The following is a 21,599-nucleotide window of genomic DNA, read 5'->3' on the forward strand; positions in this document are numbered from 1 at the left end:
CAGTCTCTTTCGAAAAGGGCGCCCCGGCTCCGCGGGACGGGAGCCGGAGGCGCAGGGGGAGGACATGGATCGGCCCAATAAACGGGCCGACCGAACACAGGACAGGCTCGGCGACGCGCGCGATTGCCCGCGCCGGACGAAGATCAGAAGACAGGGTTGAACCAGAGGCGGCGGTTATCCGGACTCCACCGCCTCGACGAAACCGTTGGCCGTCAGCCGGCCCGTGGCGGGATCGGCCGCTCCGCCGCCCCGGCCCAGCAGGCCGGCGTGGAGAACGTGGCCGCGATAGACGATCAGCCGATTGAAGACCGGCTCGACCTCGTCGATCAGGTCGTAGCCAGGCGTGTTCGCGCCGGCGAAGGCGGTCCGACCTTGCGCGTGTTCGGCCTGGAGCGCGGCGGCGTAGGCGGCGGTGCGCGCGGCGTCGACGGACTCGAAGCCCGTGGCCGTGTGACGGAAGAAGCCGGTGCCGCCGAAGCCGCCTTGGCAGAAGTAGTGGACCATCGCCAAGCGATTGGGGTCGGGCCCATCCAGGTGCGGCAGCGTCTGCACCGGCGTCGCGCGCTCGACCGGCGTGGTGGCCACGGCGAAGAAGCCGAAGAACTTCAGCACGGCGCTGGCCGAAACCCCGAAAGCCGCCTCGATCGGACCGCGCAGGGCGGTGACCACGGTGCGGTAGTAGGCTTCGGGCAGGTTGGCGTTGAGGCCAGGATAGTTGGTATGCGGCGGCCGGTAGAAGTCGGCGGCGCGAGCGGTGTCGACCATGGCCCACGGATCGGCCAGCACGTCGTCGACGACCAGAAGCGGCTGCCGCTCCTCGCCGACCTTGCGCAGGCGGACGCTGATGGCCGGTCCCAACGTCAGGGGTTTGACGGCGGCCTGGACACTCATGTCGGCGACCTCAGCACGGCCATCTTCAGCTGCTGCTTCAGGGCCGAGCGTTGCGCGGGGCTCAGCGTGCCCAGCGCGCCGCGCAGGGCCTCGGGGATATGGTCGGTCGCCTCTCCGCGATCACCGAAGACATAGGTCGCGAACATCTCGCGCCAGTAGGCCCTCTCGCCGGGCGGCAGGTCCTTCAAGGCCAATAGCGCGATCTGGAAGACGTCGACCGCTCGCTCAAGCCCAACGGCCGTATCGCCCCACCAGTAGTTGACCATGGCGTTGTAGGGCTCGAGCGAGGTGACGTGGTGCCACCAGTGCTTGGGCATGAACAGCGCGTCGCCCGGCTCAAGCCACGCCACGCGGGCGGCGGCATGGGCGTCGCGGTAGCGGGGGAAGCGGGCCAGGTCCGGCGCTTCCGGATCGACCAGCGACAGCGGCGGCGGGTTCTCCAGCGGACCGACATAGAGGTTCGACACCTGCTCTGGCGGGAACAGCACGAAGCGACGGCGGCCGGCGAGCACGCAGGCCAGGTTGTGGTCGCGGTCGTTGTGGGTCTGGGTGCGCAAAGGACCGCCGACCCACAGGCGCGGCGCGACCTTGGGCGAGACCAGCGGCATCGGGTTCTGGCGCACGAACTCGGGCATGTGGGTGGCCAGCGGCAGCATCTGGATGGCCACGAACGGCGCGTCCTTCTGGCCCAGCAGGGCCTCGATGCGGTCCAGGGTCTGGCTGATCCCCGCGTTGCGTTTGGAGAAGCTGAACTCGCGCAGATCCGGGCCATAGGCGTACCAGCCGTTGGTGCTGGCCGGGGCCTCCATGACCGGGCCCGGCAAGCCGCTGTCCATGGCCTTGAGGTAGGCGTTCATCGTCCCCGGCGAGCGGCCGGCGGCCAGGGCCGGCCAGGCGTCGATCAGGCCCTTGATCACCACCGGGGCCTCGGCGGCGACGACCCGCTCGAAGGCCTCCGGCGACGGCGCGGCGACGGCGGCCACGCGCGGCAGGGCTTCCAGGCTCAGGCCCGGGTCGATGGCCAGGCCGCTATCCATGGACAGGCTCCCGGCCGCAGAAGCTCTCCAGATAGAGGTCGTGGGTCGGCTGGCGTTCGACCTGGTCCTTGATGAAGGACAGGATGCGGCGGAACTCGTGCTTCATCAGCTCGGGCGACGTCGCGTCGATGATCGGGGCGTGGCTGTCGGGCGTGACGCCATGGCCGACGAACATCGCCCGCCAGCTGTCGGCCTGGAAACTGTCATGCTCGAACGGCGCGATCTCGCCGCGCGCCTGGAAGGTGGCGATGCGATGCGCCAGATCGGCCGAGATCGGCACCTGGCGCGCTCGGGTCCAGAAGTCCGAGGCGCCGTAGCGGTTGACCGCATGGTGCAACTGCTGGAAGTCGCGCACCCGCTCGTACCGCTCGGCCATGGCGCGGTTGTAGGCGGCCTGTTCGCGGGCCCAGTCGCCGGAGGCCGGGAACAGGGCCAGAAGCTGGACCAGGCCCATCTGCACCGCGTGCAGGTCGACGCCATGCAGCGGGTCGAACACGCAGGCCGCCTCGCCGATCGCGACGACATTACGATCCCAGGCCGACAGGCGGCGGCCGGGCGCGACGACGCGCACCGAGGCGTCCTGGATCGGCAGACCAGACGCCGCCGAGGCCGCTTGCAGCGCCTCATCATCCGTACACAGATCCGATGCGTAGGCCTGGACGAGGTGAGTGGCGTTCTGGGTCGGATGCAGGGCCGTCCAGCCGCGCGCCCAGGCGCGGGTCTCGGCATAGGCCGGGATCGACGGGAAGGCCGGGGCCAGGGCGGTCAGCACGCGATCGGCGGGGAAGGTCCAGGCCTCCCGCGCGCCGCCGACAAGCAGGCCTTCGGTGGCGTCGATGAAGATGTCGCCCGTGATGCGACGATCCTCGCCAAGGTCGAGGACGGCGATGTCGCCGGTTTCGGGGCGCTCGACCGACACGTTCAGCGCCTGATGGTCCTCGACGCCCCGGCGGATTGCCAGGCTCTTCAGCGTTCCGGCATAGGCCAGGGCCGGCAGGTGGTAGCCATAGTCGGCGCGACCAAAGACCTCGGTCTCCTCGTCGGGCATCACGAACCGGCCGTGCTTGGCGGCGGCGGCCGTCAGCGAGAAGTCGGCGAACTCGGCGTTGAGACCCAGGCCCCGCGCCTTCAGCCAGAACGGGAAGAAGTCGCGGCCATCGATCGGCGCGCCATGGGCGCCGTGAGCGTGGAAGAAGGCCGGCGCCTGACCGGTCAGATCGACGAAATTGCCGCCCAGCGAGAAGGTCCCGCCAACGCCGCGCATCAGCGCCGACTCGTCGAGGCCCAGGAGATTGTGCAACGCCTCCAGCGTCGGCAGGGACGCATGAACGCTGGCGGTGGTCAGGCGGCTGGGCAACTCCACCGCCGTGACCGCCACGCCGGCCGGCTCGAGCGCGACGCGCAGGACGGCGGCCGACAGCCACAGCGGCGCGTCACGACCCACGATCACGACGTGGTTCGGGGCGGCGCTCATTGGGCCGCCGCCTTTCGCGGCGCTTCGACCGCGCCCGGCGCATAACGGCCGATGAAGTCCGCATGCGAACTCATCGCCGCGACATTGCTGTCGATCCGGGTCTTCAGGTCGGCCAGCTTGGCGCCCAGTACGTCCAGCGGCATAGCCTCGGCCAGACGATCATAGGCGCGCGGCGTCAGCCCCTGCCCTTCCAGCACCGACAGCCAGCTGTCGCGCGAGAACAGACCGTACTTGTAGTCCGGCAAGCCGGCCCGCCCCTCGAACAAGGCCAGCTTCTCTTCCAGGCTGGCCGGGATCTCCATGGTCCGCACATGGTCCCACAGCGGCTGCCCGACCCGCTGGTTCAGGCGGTAATGCAGAATGAGGAAGTCGCGGACCCGGTCGTACTGGATCTCGAACAGGCGGTTGAACTCGGCCGCCAGGCGCGGGTCCATGCCCGTGCGCTTGGTCGGCATCAGGTTGATCAGGTCGACCACCGCCGCCTGGATCAGGAAGATGCTGGTCGACTCCAGCGGCTCCAGAAACCCCGAGGCCAGGCCCATGGCCACGACGTTCTTGCGCCATCCATCCTTGCGGCGACCGGCGGCAAAACGCAGCAGCTTCGGCTCCATCTGGGCCGGGGCGTCGAGCTGGGCCAGCAACGTGTCGCGGGCCCGCTCTTCGTCCATGAAGGCGCTGGAGAACACATAGCCGTTGCCGGTCCGGTGCTGCAGCGGGATGCGCCAGATCCAGCCGCCCTCCTGGGCGGTGGAGCGCGTATAGGGGCTGAAGTCGCCAGCCCGGCCACAGGGCGCGGCCAGGGCGCGGTCGCATGGCAGCCACTTGGCCCAGTCCTCCCACTCGGCCTTCATCAGCCCGCCCAGCAAGAGCGAGCGGAAGCCGGTGCAGTCGACGAAGAGATCGCCGACGACGACCTGGCCGGACTTCAGGGTGATGGCGGTGACCTGACCGGTCTCGCCGTCCTGGGCGATGTCGGTGACCATGCCCTCGACACGGGTCACACCGCGCGCGACCGACCACCGCCGCAGGTAGGCGGCGTAGAGGCCGGCGTCGAAATGGTAGGCGTAGGCATAGGTCGAACGGATGGACTTCTGATCCTCGTTCGGAAATTCGAAGGCGTTCGCGCGGGCCGCGGTGACGGCGTAGGAATAAGCCTGCAGCGACGCCGGACCGAGGCCGGCCAGCTTGGCGCGCGCCCAGTGGTGCTGGAAGTCGACCCCGGCCCACGGCTCGCCGAACGTGCCGAACGGATGGTGGTAGAGGTCGCCCGGCGTGCCCCAATCGCGGAACTCGATGCCGAGCTTGAACGTGCCCTGGGTCTCGCGCAGGAACGCGACCTCGTCGACGCCCAGCATGTCGTTGAAGGTCTTGATGTGCGGCAGGGTCGCCTCGCCCACGCCCACGGTCGCGATCTCGTCGGACTCGACCAGGGTGATGGCGTAGTCGCGCGAGTCCAGAAGCCGCGACATTCCCGCCGCGCACATCCACCCGGCTGTTCCGCCGCCGACGATCACGACCTTGAAGGCCGCTTCTTGGTTGCCTGTCCGCATGGTCGGACCCCGAATTGGTCCGGCGCCGCGACGGTGATCGCGGCGCCGTTCCTCTAGACTAGTACTTCACGCGGACGCCGAACTGGATCCGGCGATCGTTGCGGATCCAGCCCGTGTCCTTGACGACCGGCTTGGCGTTGGGCGTCAGGCCGCTGTCGCCGAACACCTGCTGCTGGAACACCGAGGTGGTGTTGAGCAGGTTCGACGCTTCCATCGACACCTCGACCTTGTCGTTGACCGACCAGCGGATCGACCCGTCCAGATAGCCGGCGGCCTTCTGGTAGATCGGCATGCCGATGCAGCAGTCGAGGTTGTTGGTCAGGAACTTGGACCGCCAGTTGTACGCCAGGCGCATCGCGATCGGTCCTTTCTCGTACAGGCCCACGATGTTGTAGGCGTTGTCGGAGATGCCCGCGAGGCGGTGGCTGTCCATCACCTGGCCGTTGACCTGCAGGCCGCCGCCGAAGGCGACGGTGCCGCCCGCCGCGTAGCCCGGCTGGTTGGCGAGGTTGGAGTTGCTGATCCCCGACTGCTTGGTGTGGGTCCAGTTGGCCTGGACGCCCAGACCGCTCCAGATCCCCGGCAGGAAGTCGAAGAAGGTCTGGTAGGCCAGCTCGAAGCCCTTCAGGTCGCCGCCGCCATTGCCGTTGCGCGGGCCGCGCACCAGTACGTTCTGAGTCGAACCGTTGTTGGTGAACTCCCGCAGGAACTCGCCGTAGGCGATGCTGCCGTTCAGCTTCTTGTAGAACAGCGCCGCGGTGAACGAGCTCGAGGGCGTGAAGTAGTTCTCGTAGGTGATGTCGAACTGGTCGGCGGTGATCGGCTTGAGGGCCGCGTAGCCGGAGTCCGCGTTGAACTGGAAGTTATAGCCCTTGACGTTGGCCGCGGTGTGCGGCCCGTTCGGGTCGTTCCAGATGACATAGGGCGAGTCCGGGCCGGTGTTGATGGCCGGGCTCTGCACGCCGACATAGTTGCGCAGCAGGCCGAAATCCGGACGCGACAGGGCGCGCGAGGCGGCGAAGCGGACGAACTGCTTGTCGGTCAAGCCGAAGCGAACATTGAAGCTTGGCAGCCAGTTGTCGTGCTTCTGGCCGTAGTCGTTCAGCGACGAGCCACCGTTGGAGAAGGCTAGCAGGTCAGGCTTCAGCCAGCACGAGATGTTGGTGACGTTGTTGCCCGACAGCGGCGTGGAGCACGGGATCGCGGCCGCGGTCGCGTACCAGGTGTTGACCGGGAAGGCGACGCCGCCTGAACTCGACACGTCGGTGCGCACGAAGCGGATGCCGACATTGCCCTGAACGGTGAACCCGCCGATCGTCTTGTCGTCGCCGCCGAAGCGCAGCATGGCGTAGGCGGCTTGCGTCTTCTCCTGCACCTTCAGCATCTCGGGCGGAATGAAGCAGCCCTCGGTGTTGGTGGCGCGTTCGCACAGCGGGGTCCACTGCATGGGCGAGTTGGTGGTCTTGCCCGACAGCGCCTTGATCAACCCTTCGCGGTCGGCCAGCGTGTCCTTGCTCAGGAACACCATGTCGCCGTTCGGGAAGACCTTGCCGTTGTAGAAGTCGCCGAGCCCGGTCGTGGTCCAGATGCCCGCGCCGTAGCCCTGGAAAGTATCGGTTCGACCGCAGGCCGCCGGGTACGGCGTCGGGGTGGTGTTGTCGATATTGAAGCCCGGGCCGTTGCAGTTCCACGGCGCGGCCACCGGCGACCAGTTGTAGGTCGAGTAGCGGACGTTCTGCTTCCGGTCGGCGTAACGCACGCCCACCTTCAGCGAGTTCAGCCAGCCACCGCCTCCGAAGCTGTATTCGGCGTCGGCGCGCAGGGCCAGTTCCTTGGCGTCGTTGTCCTCGTAGTGGTCCTGGATGAACGGGATCCAGTAGTTGTGCGGGTTGGCGAAGCCGCCCGGCGCGTAGTTGACGTTCGAGCCCGGCAGCAGAGTGATCTTGGGCGTGCCATCGCCGTTCACCTCGTACTTGGCGTCGGCCATGGTGCGGTTGGCGACCAGGATGTCGTAGTTGTCGGTCGTGGCCTTGATGTACTGGCTGTCGAAGCTGGTCTTCAGGTTCTCGCTGACATCCCAGTCGAGATGCATCGAGAAGTCCTTGGTGCCCTCGGAGTGGTTGAAGTTCCGGGCCTGGTTCTCGATGTAGAGGCCTTGGCGCTGGGTGGCGCAGGTCGCGCCGGCGCCGCAGTAGTTGACGAACGGCAGGCCGGCGACGGCCGAGCCGCGCGCGATGTTGTCGGCCGTGCTGCCGCCCCAATCGCCGGTCGGCTGGGTCAGGACACCCGAGGTCAGCATGCCGTCGGCGCCGAAGGTGAAGGCGGACGTGCCCGCCGCGGGCGCGAGGAACGCCGTGGTCTGCGGCGAAAAGGCCGGCGAGGCCCACAGGCCAAAGCCCACCACGTTCACGCTGCGCTCGAGCCAGGCGTTCTTGTAGTAGCTGTCGTTGTACTGGGCCGAGAAGCGGACGTTGCCTTCGTTGTTCTCGTACTGGAAGGCCAGCGCCGTGCCGTGGCGCTTACGGTCGTAGACGACCTGCGAATAGTTGACCTGGTCGGGGATGAACACCCAGCTCGACCCACCGTAGGGATTAGCCGTACAGGCGATCGTGCCGTCCGACTTGACGATCGCCTTGCCGCTGGCGTCCTGGTAGCCGGCCGAGCAGAACGTGCCCAGGCGCTGCATGACCACGCCTTCGGTCTGGGTCAGGACGTGCGAGTTGGCGTAGTTGGCCATCAGGCCGATGCGGCCGATGCTGGTGTCCCAGCTGTCGGAGATGATGCCCGAATACTCGTAGGTGACCTTCTCGGACTTGTCGCCGTAGTTGGCCTTGCCCGTCAGCGAGATCACCCGGCCCTTGCTGTCGAACGGCAGGCGGGTGCGCAGGTTGACCGTGCCGGCGATGCCGCCCTCGATCATCTCGGCCGTCTGGTTCTTGTAGCTGTCGACGCCCGCCATCAGCTCGGGCGAGATGTCGTTGAAGTTCAGGCCGCGATTGGCGTCGGCCGAGAAGCTGTCACGGCCGTTGAACTCGGTGCGCACCTGGGTCAGGCCGCGGATCAGCACGCTGGCCGGCTCGGCCGAGAAGTGCGAACTGTCATCGCTGGACTGCAGACGCGAAACGGTGATGCCGGGGACGCGCTGCAGCGCCTCGGCCACGGACTTGTCGGGGAACGCCCCGATGTCGGTCGCGGTGATCGAGTCGACCACCGTGTCGGAATTCTTCTTGATGTTCTGCGCGGTCTCCAGCGACTTGCGCACGCCGACCACGACGACCTCGTCGACGGTGTCGGCCGGATCGCTCTTGGCGGCTTCCTGCGCGTAGGCTTGGCCGGCCATGCCGAGAGCGCATAGCGCCGCCAGCGAAACAGTCCCCCGCAGGACGGACTTCCGGCCTGGGCCGAAATCGAACTTCCTCATCCCTCTGCTCCCTAACGTCTTGATCGCCCGCGCCTGAACCGCGGGTCGTTTTGTGTTCGGTTCACGCCGGTCCCACCGATCGGGCCGACGTTGGTTGCTCTTGTGATGTCGATGATCCGGGCCGCGTCTCGTGACCGCCGACCGGACAGGCGCCCCGCGGCGCCGCTCCCTCCTCCGTTTCCCCCGCGAGAGGTTTACGCAATTTTTGCGCAATTTCGGGCAATCCCGGGGACTGCCGCGCTCTCTTGTTGCGCCGTTTTTGCGCCAATTTGCGCGCCTTGCAAGAGCGATGTTACGGAAATTTACGCAAAATGCCGCGCAATGACACGCAAAATCGTTGCCCAATAAGGCATTGCGACCTGCGTTACGCAAAATCGTTGCGCAATTTTTGCGTTGGGTGGATAGTGAGGTTCGATGACGGGGCGTTTCGCAAAATCAGGCAGGCCAGAGTCCGCCGACGGGCGAAGAGGGTCAGCCGCGCTCCGCGTGGTCGCGAATGGTCAGGGCCATGACGGCCGCGATGGCGAAGGCGCCGCCGGCCAGGGCCAGGGCCAGGATCGCCTGGCCGCCCAGCACGCGGGCCACCAGCGGCCCAAGTACGGTGGCGGCGACCATTTGGGGGATCACCAGGAACAGATTGTGGATGCCCATATAGACGCCCATCTTGCCCGGCGGCACGGCGCTGGAGAGCATGGCGTAGGGAGCCGACATGATCGACGCCCACGCCAGGCCGATACCGACGATCGGGATCCACAGCAGCACCGGATCGTCGATCAGCACGAAGCCGGCGAAACCCGCCGCGCCCAGGGTCAGACAGATGGCGTGGCTGGCGGGACGTCCGACCCGTCTGGCCAGCAACGGCAGCGCCAGGGCCGCGATGGCCGCCACGCCGTTGTAGCCCGCGAAGAGCACCCCCACCCAGTCCGCGCCGGTGTTGTAGGCGGCCGAGGCGGTGTCCACGGCGCCGTAGTGACGCGCGGTCACGGCCGGAGTGGCGTAGATCCACAGGGCGAACAGGCCAAACCAGGTGAAGAACTGGACCACCGCCAGGCGCTTGAGCACCCGCGGCATATGGACGATATCCTCGACCACTTCGAGGAGACCAACGGACGTGCGACCCCGATCACGCTGCCAGCTGGTCGCCAATTGAGCCGCGCCGAAAATCAGACCCAGGATCGCCAGCACATAGATCTCACGCCCCCAGCGGCCGAGGAAGGCGCACAGGGCCACGATCGCCGCGCCCGCCATCCACAGCAGGCCGCTGTTACGCATCCAGACGATCGTCGCCGGCGACGGTGTGCGAGCCGCGACGGCCGGCGCGCCGGAAGCCAGACGCTCGGGCGGGGTCTCGGTGGTGCTGAACACGGTCCACAGCACCGCGACCATCAGGCCGGCGGCCCCGACATAGAAGGCCGCATGCACGGACCGCGGCAGGACGCCCGGCGCGGCCTGGCTCGAAACGCCAAAGCCGTGCGACAACAGCCATGGCAGGGCCGAAGCGAACACCGCCCCCGCGCCGATGAAAAACACCTGCATGGCGAAGCCGGCCGTGCGCTGCTCGTTGGGCAGGGAATCGGCGACGAAGGCCCGGAACGGTTCCATGGCGACATTGATCGAGGCGGTCAGCAGCCACAGGGCCAGGCTCGCGGTGATCACCGTCGGAGCGTTGGGCATCAGCACCAGGGCGATGGCGGTCACGATCGAGCCATACAGCAGGTAGGGCCGACGGCGGCCCAGTCGCCCCCACGTTCGGTCGCTGAGATGGCCGACGATCGGCTGCACCAGAAGCCCCGTGATCGGCGCGGCGATCCACAGGATCGCCAGTTCGTTGACGTCCGCCCCCAGGGTCTGGAAGATCCGGCTGGTGTTGACGTTCTGCAAGCCCCACACGATCTGCACGCCGAACAGGCCACAGCACATGTTCCAGATCTGAAGGAAGCTGAGATTGGCCTTCGGCGGCGCGGTCGCGACCACGCTTCGGAGGTCTTGCGGCTCTCCTGGCAAAGGCTTCCTTTTCCCCCGGCCTTACGGCCTCTTATTCTTATTACTTGAGCGCGATGGTCAACGATAACAGCAACAACATCACGCTTGAAGACCTCGCGGCGATCGCCGGCGTCTCGGTCTCGACGGTCTCGCGGGCGCTGAACGATCACCATTCGATCAGTACAAAGACAAAACAGAAGATCTGGGCCCTGGCGAAGGAGCGCGGCTACTCGTTCCGCCGCTATATGCCGGCCGCGCCGATCGGGGCCGAGGGGGCGATCGCCATCGTCATGCCCCGCACCCACGGCCGGCCGCTACCGCTGTCGCACCCGTTCTTCCTGGAATTGCTGGCTAATATCGGCGAGGCCGCGCGCGATCGCGGCTGCGACTTCACCGTCAGCCATACCGCGCCGGCCAACTATGACGACCTCTATCTGGCCGCCACCGCCAGCCGGGCCAACGGCACGATCTTCCTGGGCCAGGGCGACCTGCACGAGGCCTTCAACCAGCTGGCCGCCACCGACGCCCGCTTCGTGGTCTGGGGCGCCCAGCTGCCGGGCCAGAAATACTGCTCGATCGGCTCGGACAACTTCCTGGGCGGCCGCCGCGCGACGCTTCACCTGGCGCGCCTGGGCCGCAAACGGATCGTCTTCCTGGGCGAGACCCACCCCGAAGCGGCCCAGCGCCGCGAAGGTTATCTGGACGCCCTGCGCGAAAGCGGCCTAGAGCCGGAGCCGTCCCTGGTGCTGCCGGTCGATTTCGAGATGGAATCGGCCGAGGCCGCCGTCAGCCGCCTGCTGCGTCGCGGCGCGACCTTCGACGCCATCTTCGCCTCGTCCGACCTGGTCGCCCTGGGCGCCATCCGGGCCCTGCGGCGCGCCGGCCTGCGCGCGCCCGAGGACGTCTCGGTGGTCGGCTATGACGACATGCTGCTCTCGCGTCTCTCGACACCGGCGCTCAGCACGATCAAGCAGGACACCTCCAAGGCCGGACGCCTGCTGGTCTCCCGCATCCTGGACCAGGACGGCGACCACGACCCGGAGACCCTGCCGACCGACCTGATCGTGCGGGAGTCGTGCGGGGGTTAGAACCAGCCCGCGTCCTTCAGCACCGGCGCATAGGTGCGGCTGACGGGCGCTTCCAGACCGCTAGCCAGGCGCACCTCGCCCGCGCGCGCCGCCAGCGCACGCCCTCGACCGCCTCGGCGGCGACCCACCACGAGCGGTGGACCCGCCAGCCATGGACCTTGGCCAGTTCGTCCAGCGCGTCGGCGAAACGTAGGGTGACCAATTCCTCGCCGGCGTCGGTGTGAACCTTCAGGTAGTGGTCGTGAGCCTCGACAGCGATCAGCCGGGCGCCGCGCCGCCTGGCCGATAGCCGCTTGCGGAAGGCGGCTTCGGCCTCGGGCAGGGGCGGTTCGACGACGGTGCGGGTCTCGACCCTGTGGGGCCTCGGGATCCAGACCAACGCCCGCACCACCATCACCGCCAGCGAGATCGGCAGCACCTGGCGCTGAAGCCACCAATAACCCGTCCAATTGAAGCGACCGTCCAGAAGCAGGTGCTCGGTGGTCATGACATGCAGTGACACCAGGGGCGTCATCAGCGTCGAGACCAGCAAGGTTCGCCGCCAGATCGAGCGAACACGCCTCTCCATCAGACGGTCCAGAACGACGCCGATAAGGCCGCCGCCGACCATGCAGATCATCCAGTAGACATAGCGCCATAGCGTGGGGACACGCTCGGAGGCGAACGGACCCAGAAACCCCATCAGCAGGCCGATGGCGACCAGCATCGCCAGGTCGATGGCCCATCGCCGTGTCTTGTTGACCGCTTCGCCCATTCCGATCCCGTTCGCGAAGCCCTGGCGCCGTTCGCGAAGCAAGGCCTAGCGAGCCGTGGCGATCGCCGCAACGAGGTTCGACGAGACCACGCCGAGGACCCGACTTGACCACCCCTGCCCTGATCCCCTGGCCCACCCGCGCCTTCTGGCTGCTGGCCGCCCTGCTCTGCATCGGCGTCGCCGGCTATTCGGCCCGTTACCTGCTGCATCCGCCCACGACCCCGGGGGAGGCGCTGGGCAATCCGCTGGGCGTGCCCTGGTTGGTCGTCCACGTCGCCGGCGCGGTCACCGCCCTCCTGCTGGGCTCGCTGCAGTTCCTGCCCGTCCTGCGCCGAGCCGGAGCGCATCGCTGGATCGGCCGGACCTATGTGCTGGCCTGCCTGGTCGGCGGCGTGGCGGGACTGATCCTGGCGCCCGGCTCCCATGCGGGCCCGATCGCCTCAGCGGGCTTTGGGAGCCTGGCGGTGATCTGGATCGCCGTGAACCTGCTGGGCTGGCGGGCGGCGGCGCGGGGCCGCTTCACCGAGCATCGCCGCTGGATGATCCGCTCCTGGGCCCTGACCCTGGCGGCCGTCACCCTGCGACTCTACCTGCCGCTGGTTCTGATGCTCGACCTGCCGTTCCTGCCCTGGTACCGCGCGATCTCGTTCCTGGCCTGGGTCCCGAACCTGGCGATCGCCGAGGTCTATCTGCGCGGGCGATAGAGACCCGCGCCATGGGGCGGCGGCGTAGCCTTGTTCGACGCCGCGACCGCCCTGGTCCCCACGGCCGTCGGCGTGGCCGAGGCGCTTGAGATCCCACGACGGCTGGGTCCGCTCATCCCTCCCCTCTGAGTTTCTTGTTCAGGGCCACGCTGGCGTCCATGCGCGCCAGTTGCTCGGGCGTCGCGGGCGTCTGGTGGTTGGCCTTCCACGCCGACATGGGCATGCCGTATACCGCCTCGCGCCCGGCGGTCTTGTCCAGCGCCCCTTCCGAGGCCTCGCTCACCCAGTCGCCCAGGCAATTGCGACAGAAGCCGGCCAGGCCCATCAGGTCGACGTTCTGAGCGTCAGTGCGCATCCGCAGGTGCTCGACAAGCCGGCGGAAGGCCGCCGCGGCGATGCGGTCGTCGATGTCGATCATGCTAGGTCCTGCCGGATTCGAAACAGCGGGAACTGTGAGCGCGACCGCGCCTCGGAGCAACGGCGCCCATCCGTCGACTGGCGCGCTTAACGGTCTTTTCAGCCAAGCATGACCCTATGCTGGTCCGGAAGTCGCAGGCGCTTAATGTCGCAGCCAGAATCTGAACCCGATATCCGCGCGCCTTCCGAGTCGACCCGCGCCTACGGCTATCTGAACATCCTCGAAGCCAACCAGGACAGCGCCTGGATCCTGCGCGCCGACGGCGTCGTGGAACACGCTAACCAGAGAGCCCTGGCCCTGTTCGGGGAACCCTCCGGAGTCGCCGCCGACTGGCGCGCCCTGTGGCCCGAGGAAAGCCGCTTCTCGCTGGACCGCTCATTCAATCTCGCCGCCGACGGCACGGTCGCTCGCTTCCGCGCCTTCCTGGGCGGAGCATCCAAGGCGCGGGTCTATTGCGACACCACCATCGCCCCGGTCCACGACGCGCAAGGCCGCATCGTCCGTCTGCTCGCCACCGCCCGCAACGTGACCGAGGAGGTGGAAACCCAAGGCTTCCTGCGCACCGTGCTGCAGCTCCTGCCGCTGCCGCTGACGGTCAAGAACGTCGAGGACCGCCGCTACGTCCTGATCAACCGCGCCGCCGAGGACGCCCTGGACCTGGTCGCCGACGAGGCGATCGGGCGGACCGGCGACCAGGTGCTCCTGTCCGCCCGCGCCGAACGGGCCCGCGCCGTCGAGGCCGAGGTCCTGCGCAGCGGTGAGATGCAGGTGCTGGACGAAACGCTCGAGATCGGCGGCGAAACCCGCCACCTGGTGATCAAGACCCTGGCGACCTACGACGATGTCGGCGCGCGCCACCTGATCACCCTAGGCGAGGACATCACCGCCCGGAAGGCCGCGACCGACGCCCTGGGCGCGGCCTTGGAACAGGCCAAACAGGCCAGCCAGGCCAAGAGCGCCTTCCTGGCCAATATGAGCCATGAGATCCGCACGCCGCTGAACGGCATCATCGCCGGAGCGGACCTGCTGTCGAAGGTGTCCACCGATCCCCGCGCGCGCGAGCTGGTCGACATCATCTCGGCCTCTGGGCGCAGCCTAGAGCGGCTGCTGTCGGACGTGCTGGACCTGGTCCGCATCGAGGCGGGCCAGATGATGATCGAGGCCGCGCCGTTCGAGTTGGGCGACATGGCCCGCTCGGTGGCGGCGCTGTGCGCCCTGCGCGCCGACGAGAAGGGCGTGCGCATGAGCGTGGCGGTCGAGGTCGGCGCCGACCGGACCGTCGCCGGCGACAGCGCCCGCCTGCGCCAGGTGCTGACCAACCTTCTCAGCAACGCCGTCAAGTTCACCGACCGGGGCGAGGTCGCCCTGACCGTCACCCTGGACGACCAGGGCCGCACACGCTTCGCGGTCACCGACACCGGTATCGGCTTCGACGAGACCACCAAGGCTCGTATCTGCGAGCGCTTCCAACAGGCCGACGCCTCGTTCACCCGCCGCTTCGGCGGCACGGGCCTGGGCCTGGCCATCTCGCGCGAGCTGATCGAGCTGATGGGCGGCGAGCTGGATTGCGACAGCACCCCCGACGTCGGCTCGTCCTTCTGGTTCGCCCTGCCACTGGCCACGAGCGAGCAGGCCGCGTCCCAGAACGACGATGTCGCCGCGGCCCCCTCCGGCGCGCCGCGCGTCCTGGTCGCCGATGACCATCCGACCAACCGCAAGGTCGTCGAGCTGATGCTGGCCGAGGTCGCCGACATCGTCTGCGTCGAAAACGGGCTCGAAGCGGTCGAGATGTACGGCCTGTCTCCGCCCGACCTGGTCTTGATGGACATGCAGATGCCGGTAATGGACGGCCTGGAGGCGGTCCGGCGAATCCGCGCCCTGGAGGTCTCGATGGGGGCGCCGCGCGCGCCGATCATCATGCTGACGGCCAATGCCCGGCCCGAGCACGTCCACGCCAGCCGCGAAGCCGGGGCCGACGTCCACTTGCAAAAGCCGATCACCAGCGCCGCCCTGTTCGCCGCCATCGGCGAGGCGATGGAGGTCCGCACCGACCATGACCAGGCCGCGGCGGCCAGCGCTTAGAGTCTAAATTTTCCGCTGATCTTTACCGCCCCTTCGCACATCCGCGCGATAGTGGCGGCCGAGAAAAACAATCGGCGATTTCATGGGCTTGTCAGCAGAAGCGACGGTCTCGCAGACCACGGCCCCGTCCAGCGAGGGCGCACGGATCAGCCAGCGTCTGGAATCCGCTCGTCAGGTGGTCGAAGGTCGCTTCCTGGAAGCCGGCGACGTGCTGTCGCGCGCGGTCGACGGCGTCAGCGCCCTGATCGCCGGCCTGGACAGCATGCGCGGCAATCTGGACGCCGAGACGGTGTCGAGCACCGCCGCCGACCTGGCCCGCGCCGCCGAGTCCCTGAAGTCCCTGCCCGACAGCCTGGGCGCCCGCCGCGAGCGGGTCAGCGAACTGGTCAAGTTCGGCGACCGCCTGGGCGCATGCATCGAGGAGATGCGCCAGCACCTGGCCTATCTCCGCGTCTTCGCCATCAACATCAAGATCACCTCGGGCGGCATCGCCGCCGCCGGGCCGGAGTTCGCGATCTTCGCCCAGGAGATCTACGACTGCATCGATATGGGCCGCACCCAGCTGGACGCGTTCGCGGGCGAGCTGGCGGGCCTGGACCACACCCTGCGCGGCGCCCTGACCCACGAGCATGAGCTGGCCCGCGACTGCGTGGCCTTGCTGCCGGCCGTGCCGGACGCCCTGACCGCCAGCGCCGGCGCCATAGCCGACCACCATGCCAAGATCGCCCAGGTCGCCACCAGCGTCGCGACCCTGGCGCGCGACGTCCAGAAGAAGGTTGGCTCGGGCCTCGCCGCCCTGCAGATCGGCGACATCACCCGCCAGCGGATCGAGCACGTCCAGGCCGGCCTGAAGTTCCTGGACGAGTCGCGCGAGATCGCCGCCCTGGACGCCGAGCCGCGCGCGCGCGCCCACGCCTTTGTCCACCGCCTGCTGGGCGCCCAGACGAACGCAACGGCCGAGGACTTCCACCGCGAGGTCTCGCGTATCGGTCAGAACATTATCGGGATGGCCGCCGACGCCACTGAACTGCTGCGCCTGCGCGACCTGGCCTCGGGCCAGAGCTCGAATAACGCTGGCGGCGCCGAGACCAACTTCCTGCGCAACCTGGAAGGCAATGTCGGCCAGGCCCTGGAACTGGTCGGTGACATGACCGCGGGCGAGCAGGCCGCTGAAGACGTCAGCCGTTCGGCCGCCGTCTCGGCGCGCGAGCTGACCGAACGCATCGCCGGCATCCAGAACATCCGCGCCGACGTGCAGATGATGGCGCTGAACACCACGCTGAAGTGCAGCCGCATCGGCGAGACCGGCAAGCCGCTGGGCGTCATCGCCATCGAACTGCGCCAGCACGCCATCCACCTGGAAAAGTCGGCCGGCCACACGACCAGCGCCCTTGAAGGTCTGTTCAACGCCGCCGAGGCCCTTGGCCAGCGAGAAGCCGCGCAAGATGGCGAGGCGTGCAAGGCCGCCGCGGCCGCGAATGTCCTGAGCGACGCGGTCACCCGCATCGGTAAGGCTGGCGACGGCGTCGAAACCGCGCTCAACGCCGTCGCCCGCCAAGGCGCCGAGGTCGTCGACATGCTGCGCCGCGCCTCCCAACGTTTCGACTTCCACAAGCAGATCGGCTCGGTGCTGGACGACGCCGCCAACCAGCTCCTGGACCTCGCCGGCGACGGCGAGATCGCCACCGACGATATCGCCTCGGCCCTGCGCCCGCTGACCGACAGGCTGGCCAAGCAATACACGATGGCCCAGGAACGCGAGGTGCACCGCGCCCTGACGGACGCGTTGGGTGAGACGCCGGCGGAGGCCGAGTTGGCCGAAGTCGTCGAGGACGACGATCTCCTGTTCTAGGCGCTCGCCTCTAGCCCCGAACTTCCGTCATTCCGCCCTCGTGGCGGGAATGACGTATGTATCTGTTGCGACCCTCGCGGACCCGGCCTACCGGCTCGCGGCCCGCAGCATCTCGAGCGTCAGGTTTTGCAGCGGAACCACGCGGTCCACGCAGCCCAGCGCGATCGCTTCCTTGGGCATCCCGAACACCACCGAGGTGGCCTCGTCCTGCGCGAGCGTGAACGCCCCGGCCTGCTTCATCTCGGACATGCCGCGCGCACCGTCGTCGCCCATGCCAGTCATGATCACCCCGACCGCGTTCGAGCCGGCCGAGCGGGTGGCCGAGCGGAACAGCACGTCGACCGACGGCCGGTGGCGCGAGACCAGAGGGCCGTCCTTGACCGTGACGTAGTAGCGGGCCCCGCTGCGCTCCAGGAGCGTGTGCTTGTTGCCCGGCGCGATCAGCACCCGGCCGCGACGGACCGTGTCGCCGTCCTCCGCCTCCTTCACCTCGACCGCGCACAGGCTGTCCAGGCGCTTGGCGAACGAGGCGGTGAACTTCTCGGGCATGTGCTGGACGATGACGACGCCCGGCGAGTCCGGCGGCAGGCCTTCCAGCAACACGCGCAAGGCCTCGGTGCCTCCGGTCGAGGCGCCGATGCAGATGATCGACTCCGTCGTGCGCGCCATGGCCTTGGTCGCTATGGGCGGCGGCAGCATGGCGTCGGCGGTCAGCTTCTTCTGCGGCTCATGGTCCGGGCGCGCGATCTGCGGGATCACGCGCTTGGAGCCCGCGATCTTGGCGCCGGCCGCGGCCTTCACCGCGTCGCAGATGCGGATCTTCGATTCCAGCAGGTGGTCGGCGACGCCCATCTTCGGCTTGAGGATGATGTCGACAGCGCCGGCTTCCAGGGCCTGTAGCAGGGTCTCCGACCCCGCTTCGGTCAAGGACGAGCACATCACCACCGGGATCGGTCGCTGCGCCATCAGCTTGCGCAGGAAGGTGATGCCGTCCATGCGCGGCATCTCGACGTCCAGGGTGATGACGTCGGGGATCTCCTCGGCGATGCGCTTGGCCGCCACGAAGGGATCCGACGCCACGCCCAGCACCTCGATCTGCGGATCCTCCGAAAGGATCGAAGCCAGGGTCTGCCGCACGGTGGCGGAGTCGTCGATGATCAGAACTCGGATCTTCCGGGCCGCGGCCATGGAGGCTCCTACCGCTTCTGGAACACGGTGTTGGCGATCTGGACGACCGGCAGGTCGATGCCGACGATCGATTCAGAATGCCCTAGGAACAGGTACCCGCCAGGCGACAGATGGTTGCACAGACGCTTGAGCACTTTTGCCTGGGTGGCCTTGTCGAAATAGATCAGGATGTTGCGGCAGAAGACGATGTCGAGGTCGTTCTCGATCGGATAGGCGTCGTCCATCAGGTTCAACCGGGCGAACGAGAGCTTGCCGCGCAGGTCGGCGCGGATCCGCACCTCGTTGCGCGAGGCGTCGCGGTTGCGCATCAAGTAGCGCTGACGGCGGGCCATCGAGACCGGCTCGATCATCTGCTCGGAGAAGCGGCCGGCGACGGCCTGGTCCAGAACCTCGGTGCAGATGTCGGTGCACAGGATCGAGTAGTCGACGCCGCGATGCTTTTCGCGGAACTCGTCCATGACCATGGCGATCGTGTAAGGCTCGGCGCCCGTCGAGCAGGCCGAGCTCCAGATCTTGATCTCGCGTTTGCCCTTCGCCGCCAAGGCCGGAAGCCCCTTGGCGATCAGGAAGTCGAAGTGGGCCGGCTCGCGGAAGAACTCGGTCTTGTTGGTCGTCACCGCGTCGATCAGGTGGATCGTCTCGGCGGCCAGGCCGTCTTCCTCGAACAGGAAGCGACAGTACTCGTTGACGTCGCCGATCCGGGTGGCGCGCATGCGGCGGCGCAAGCGCCCTTCCAGCATGGTGCGCTTGTTGGCCGGCATCTTGATGCCGCTATAGTCCTGGATGAACGTCGCCAGCCGCTGGAAATTGCGGGCGCTGAGTTGTTCGGTTTCGGGCGCCTGAAGCGCGGCCGCGGCTCGTCTCGACACGGGGTTCTCCGTCGCGGCGTCTACGCGCCGTACTTTGCGGGCAACCTCTCTCGGGTCGCCGGGAGTTGCGTCAGGCCGCCTGGCTGAGCACGGCGGCGTCCTGGGCGGTCAGTAGGCGGGCGAGGTCGAAAATCACGACAAACCCCCCATTTCCCGTGGAAGAGTCGCGCCGTACCACGCCCTGAATGTATTCCGACCGCCAGGGCACGCCGATGTCCGGCGCGGCTTCGATCTGCCCCTCCGAGAAGGCGACGACCTCGATGACGCGGTCGGCGATCAGGCCAAGCGACAGCACGCGATCCGCCAGCGGCACGTCCAGCACGAGAATGCGGGTCGCGCCGTTCGGCGGAACGGGCGGCAGGCCCAGCTTCATGCGCAGGTCGATGGTCGGGGTGCCTCGGCCGCGCACGTCGGTCAGGCCCATCAGGTAGCTGGGCCCGTCCGGGATCGCGAACGGCGCCTGGTAGTCCAGGATTTCGCGCACGTGCGAGACCGACACCGCGAAGACCTCCGCGCCCAGGCCCAGGGTGACGAACTGGTGGTCGGACGCTCCGGCCATCAGGCGTACTCGCGGAAGTCGGCGTCGTCGGCGTCCGGACCGCCGTTGGTCAGGTCCAGGGCGAAGCCGGTGGCCCGGGCCTGCTGGGCGGCGACCGTATTGCGGGTCGGCGCGGCGGGCTTGCGCGCGGCCGCGCTGGCCGGACGCTTGGCCGCCGAATGGACGCTGGGCCGGGCGGCCGGACGACGCGGAGCGGCGTGGCCGTTGGCGCTGGTGCGGAAATAGGCGATCGAGGTCTGCAGCTCCTCGGCCTGGGCGGCCAGTTCCTCGGAGGTCGCCGACATCTGTTCGGACGCCGAAGCGTTCTGCTGGGTGACCTTGTCCAGTTGCTGGATGGCTTCGTTGATCTGGCTGGCGCCGATGTCCTGCTCGCGGCAGGCGGCGCTGATCTCGGAGACCAGCTCGGCGGTCTTGCGGATGTTGGGCACCAGGGTGGTCAGCATCTCGCCCGCCGACTGGGCGGCCTTGACGGTGTCGGACGACACCGCGCTGATCTCCGCGGCGGCGGTCTGCGAGCGCTCGGCCAGCTTGCGCACTTCCGAGGCGACGACGGCGAAGCCGCGGCCGTGCTCGCCAGCCCGCGCGGCCTCGACCGCCGCGTTCAGGGCCAGCAGGTCGGTCTGGCGCGCGATCTCCTGCACGATGGTGATCTTCTCGGCGATCGTCTGCATGGCGTCGACGGCCTTGTTCACCGCCTGACCCGAGGTTTCCGCGTCGATCGCCGACTGGCGGGCGATCTTCTCGGTCTGGGCCGCGTTGTCGGCATTCTGCTTGATGTTGGCGGCCATCTCTTCCATCGAGGCCGAGGCCTCCTCGGCCGACGAGGCCTGTTCGGTCGCGCCCTGGCTCACCTGTTCCGAGGCGGCCGAAAGTTCCTGGCTGCCCGCCGAGACGTTCTCCGAAGCCGAAATGGCGTCCGAGACCACGCCCCGCAGGCGTTCGATCATGATGTTCACATGGCCCAGCAGGTCGGCGATCTCGTCCTTGGTGGTGATCTCGATGGTCTTGGTCAGGTCACCCTCGGCCACGGCGCGCACGGCGTCCGAAGCACGGTTCAGGCCCTTGCTGACCATGGTCGAGATATAGACGGCGGCGGCGGCGGCGATCAGCAGCGAGACCACGGCCAGGCCGATCAGGCTGTTGCGCACCTGACCAAAGTCGGCGTCGGCCTTGTCGGTGGCGGCGTTCAGTTGAGCCTGCGACAGCTCGACCAGTTCTTCCACCTGGTCGGCGGCCTCGGTGACGGACTTGCGGCCCTCGCCCATCGAGACGGCGGTGGCGGCTACGTCGTTGTTGGTCAGGGCCAGGCCGTAGACCGTATCATGCGCGGCGATCAGGCGCTCGAACGCGTTGCCCAGCGACTGCCACTTCGGCTTGCCCTCGGCGGTGGCCAGGCCCTCGGCCTTGGCCAGCAGGGCTTCGAACGTCTTCTTTTCCTTCTCGACCGAACCCTCCAGGGCTCTCACCTCCTCGGCGGTGTCGACCAGGATCATGTTCTTCTCGGACCGAACCACGTTCAGCAGGTGAATGTTGAGCTGCTGGGCGGCCTGCAGGCGCACGGCCGGGCCATTGACCATCGCGTTCATGTCGCGATTGGTCGAGGACAGGCTGTTCACGCCAAACAGCGTGGCGGTGATGAGCAGGGCGATGATCAGGCCAAAGGCCAGACCGAGCTGTAACTTAATCGTAAAACGCATGGTCTGGATCCTTCGGCGCGGTTGGGTCGAGG

16 protein-coding genes are annotated in these 21,599 nt (G+C 67.9%); 4 read left to right on the top strand and 12 right to left on the bottom strand.

Going from position 1 to position 21,599, the window contains the following annotated elements:
- Positions 1 to 174 precede the first annotated feature (174 nt).
- The 6 genes from ACW173_RS04945 to ACW173_RS04970 form a co-directional block, all read right to left on the bottom strand.
- Positions 175 to 891, bottom strand: coding sequence for a DUF6445 family protein (locus ACW173_RS04945; protein WP_492083764.1), 717 nt, complete (start codon positions 889 to 891; stop codon positions 175 to 177).
- On the bottom strand, positions 888 to 1,928 hold the full coding sequence (locus tag ACW173_RS04950) for a cupin-like domain-containing protein (protein WP_492083765.1): 1,041 nt from the start codon (positions 1,926 to 1,928) through the stop codon (positions 888 to 890). Before ACW173_RS04950 ends, ACW173_RS04945 begins: the two co-directional genes overlap by 4 nt.
- Positions 1,921 to 3,402 carry a tryptophan 7-halogenase gene (locus tag ACW173_RS04955; RefSeq protein ID WP_492083766.1) on the bottom strand — a complete coding sequence of 494 codons (1,482 nt, stop codon included), beginning with the start codon at positions 3,400 to 3,402 and terminating at the stop codon, positions 1,921 to 1,923. The genes ACW173_RS04950 and ACW173_RS04955 overlap by 8 nt, the downstream gene beginning before the upstream one ends.
- Positions 3,399 to 4,952, bottom strand: a complete 1,554-nt coding sequence (locus tag ACW173_RS04960; RefSeq protein WP_492083767.1) for a tryptophan halogenase family protein — start codon at positions 4,950 to 4,952, stop codon at positions 3,399 to 3,401. The genes ACW173_RS04955 and ACW173_RS04960 overlap by 4 nt, the downstream gene beginning before the upstream one ends.
- A 58-nt stretch (positions 4,953 to 5,010) precedes the next feature.
- Positions 5,011 to 8,373 carry a TonB-dependent receptor gene (locus ACW173_RS04965; protein WP_492083768.1) on the bottom strand — a complete coding sequence of 1,121 codons (3,363 nt, stop codon included), beginning with the start codon at positions 8,371 to 8,373 and terminating at the stop codon, positions 5,011 to 5,013.
- A gap of 471 nt (positions 8,374 to 8,844) precedes the next feature.
- The gene (locus tag ACW173_RS04970; RefSeq protein ID WP_492085907.1) at positions 8,845 to 10,293 is read right to left on the bottom strand and encodes an MFS transporter; all 1,449 of its coding nucleotides are present in this window, start codon (positions 10,291 to 10,293) and stop codon (positions 8,845 to 8,847) included.
- Between the two features lie 137 nt (positions 10,294 to 10,430).
- Between ACW173_RS04970 and ACW173_RS04975 the strand changes: the two genes are divergently transcribed.
- Positions 10,431 to 11,444, top strand: a complete 1,014-nt coding sequence (locus tag ACW173_RS04975; RefSeq protein ID WP_492083769.1) for a substrate-binding domain-containing protein — start codon at positions 10,431 to 10,433, stop codon at positions 11,442 to 11,444.
- 16 nt (positions 11,445 to 11,460) lie between these two features.
- On the opposite strand, the gene ACW173_RS04980 is transcribed toward ACW173_RS04975, so the two are convergent.
- A complete protein-coding gene (locus tag ACW173_RS04980) occupies positions 11,461 to 12,198 on the bottom strand; it encodes a LytTR family DNA-binding domain-containing protein (protein WP_492083770.1) in 738 nt (245 codons plus the stop codon).
- A gap of 104 nt (positions 12,199 to 12,302) precedes the next feature.
- Between ACW173_RS04980 and ACW173_RS04985 the strand changes: the two genes are divergently transcribed.
- Positions 12,303 to 12,902, top strand: coding sequence for a DUF2306 domain-containing protein (locus tag ACW173_RS04985; protein ID WP_492083771.1), 600 nt, complete (start codon positions 12,303 to 12,305; stop codon positions 12,900 to 12,902).
- Between the two features lie 112 nt (positions 12,903 to 13,014).
- On the opposite strand, the gene ACW173_RS04990 is transcribed toward ACW173_RS04985, so the two are convergent.
- Positions 13,015 to 13,320, bottom strand: a complete 306-nt coding sequence (locus tag ACW173_RS04990) for a DUF1244 domain-containing protein (protein ID WP_492083772.1) — start codon at positions 13,318 to 13,320, stop codon at positions 13,015 to 13,017.
- Between the two features lie 144 nt (positions 13,321 to 13,464).
- Between ACW173_RS04990 and ACW173_RS04995 the strand changes: the two genes are divergently transcribed.
- Both ACW173_RS04995 and ACW173_RS05000 read left to right on the top strand, forming a co-directional pair.
- Entirely contained in the window at positions 13,465 to 15,402 is a 1,938-nt protein-coding gene (locus tag ACW173_RS04995) for a hybrid sensor histidine kinase/response regulator (protein ID WP_492083773.1), read from the top strand.
- Positions 15,403 to 15,484: 82 nt separating this feature from the next.
- Positions 15,485 to 17,254, top strand: coding sequence for a hypothetical protein (locus ACW173_RS05000; protein WP_492083774.1), 1,770 nt, complete (start codon positions 15,485 to 15,487; stop codon positions 17,252 to 17,254).
- Positions 17,255 to 17,341: 87 nt separating this feature from the next.
- Here ACW173_RS05000 and ACW173_RS05005 read toward each other — a convergent pair whose 3' ends face one another.
- The 4 genes from ACW173_RS05005 to ACW173_RS05020 form a co-directional block, all read right to left on the bottom strand.
- A complete protein-coding gene (locus ACW173_RS05005; RefSeq protein WP_492083775.1) occupies positions 17,342 to 18,442 on the bottom strand; it encodes a protein-glutamate methylesterase/protein-glutamine glutaminase in 1,101 nt (366 codons plus the stop codon).
- An 8-nt stretch (positions 18,443 to 18,450) separates the two neighbouring features.
- On the bottom strand, positions 18,451 to 19,311 hold the full coding sequence (locus tag ACW173_RS05010; RefSeq protein WP_492083776.1) for a CheR family methyltransferase: 861 nt from the start codon (positions 19,309 to 19,311) through the stop codon (positions 18,451 to 18,453).
- Positions 19,312 to 19,381: 70 nt separating this feature from the next.
- Positions 19,382 to 19,870: a chemotaxis protein CheW gene (locus ACW173_RS05015; RefSeq protein ID WP_492083777.1), complete on the bottom strand. Its 489-nt coding sequence runs from the start codon at positions 19,868 to 19,870 to the stop codon at positions 19,382 to 19,384.
- Positions 19,870 to 21,567, bottom strand: a complete 1,698-nt coding sequence (locus tag ACW173_RS05020; protein WP_492083778.1) for a methyl-accepting chemotaxis protein — start codon at positions 21,565 to 21,567, stop codon at positions 19,870 to 19,872. Before ACW173_RS05020 ends, ACW173_RS05015 begins: the two co-directional genes overlap by 1 nt.
- Positions 21,568 to 21,599 lie beyond the last annotated feature (32 nt).

The organism is Caulobacter sp. ALps2, from assembly GCF_058681635.1.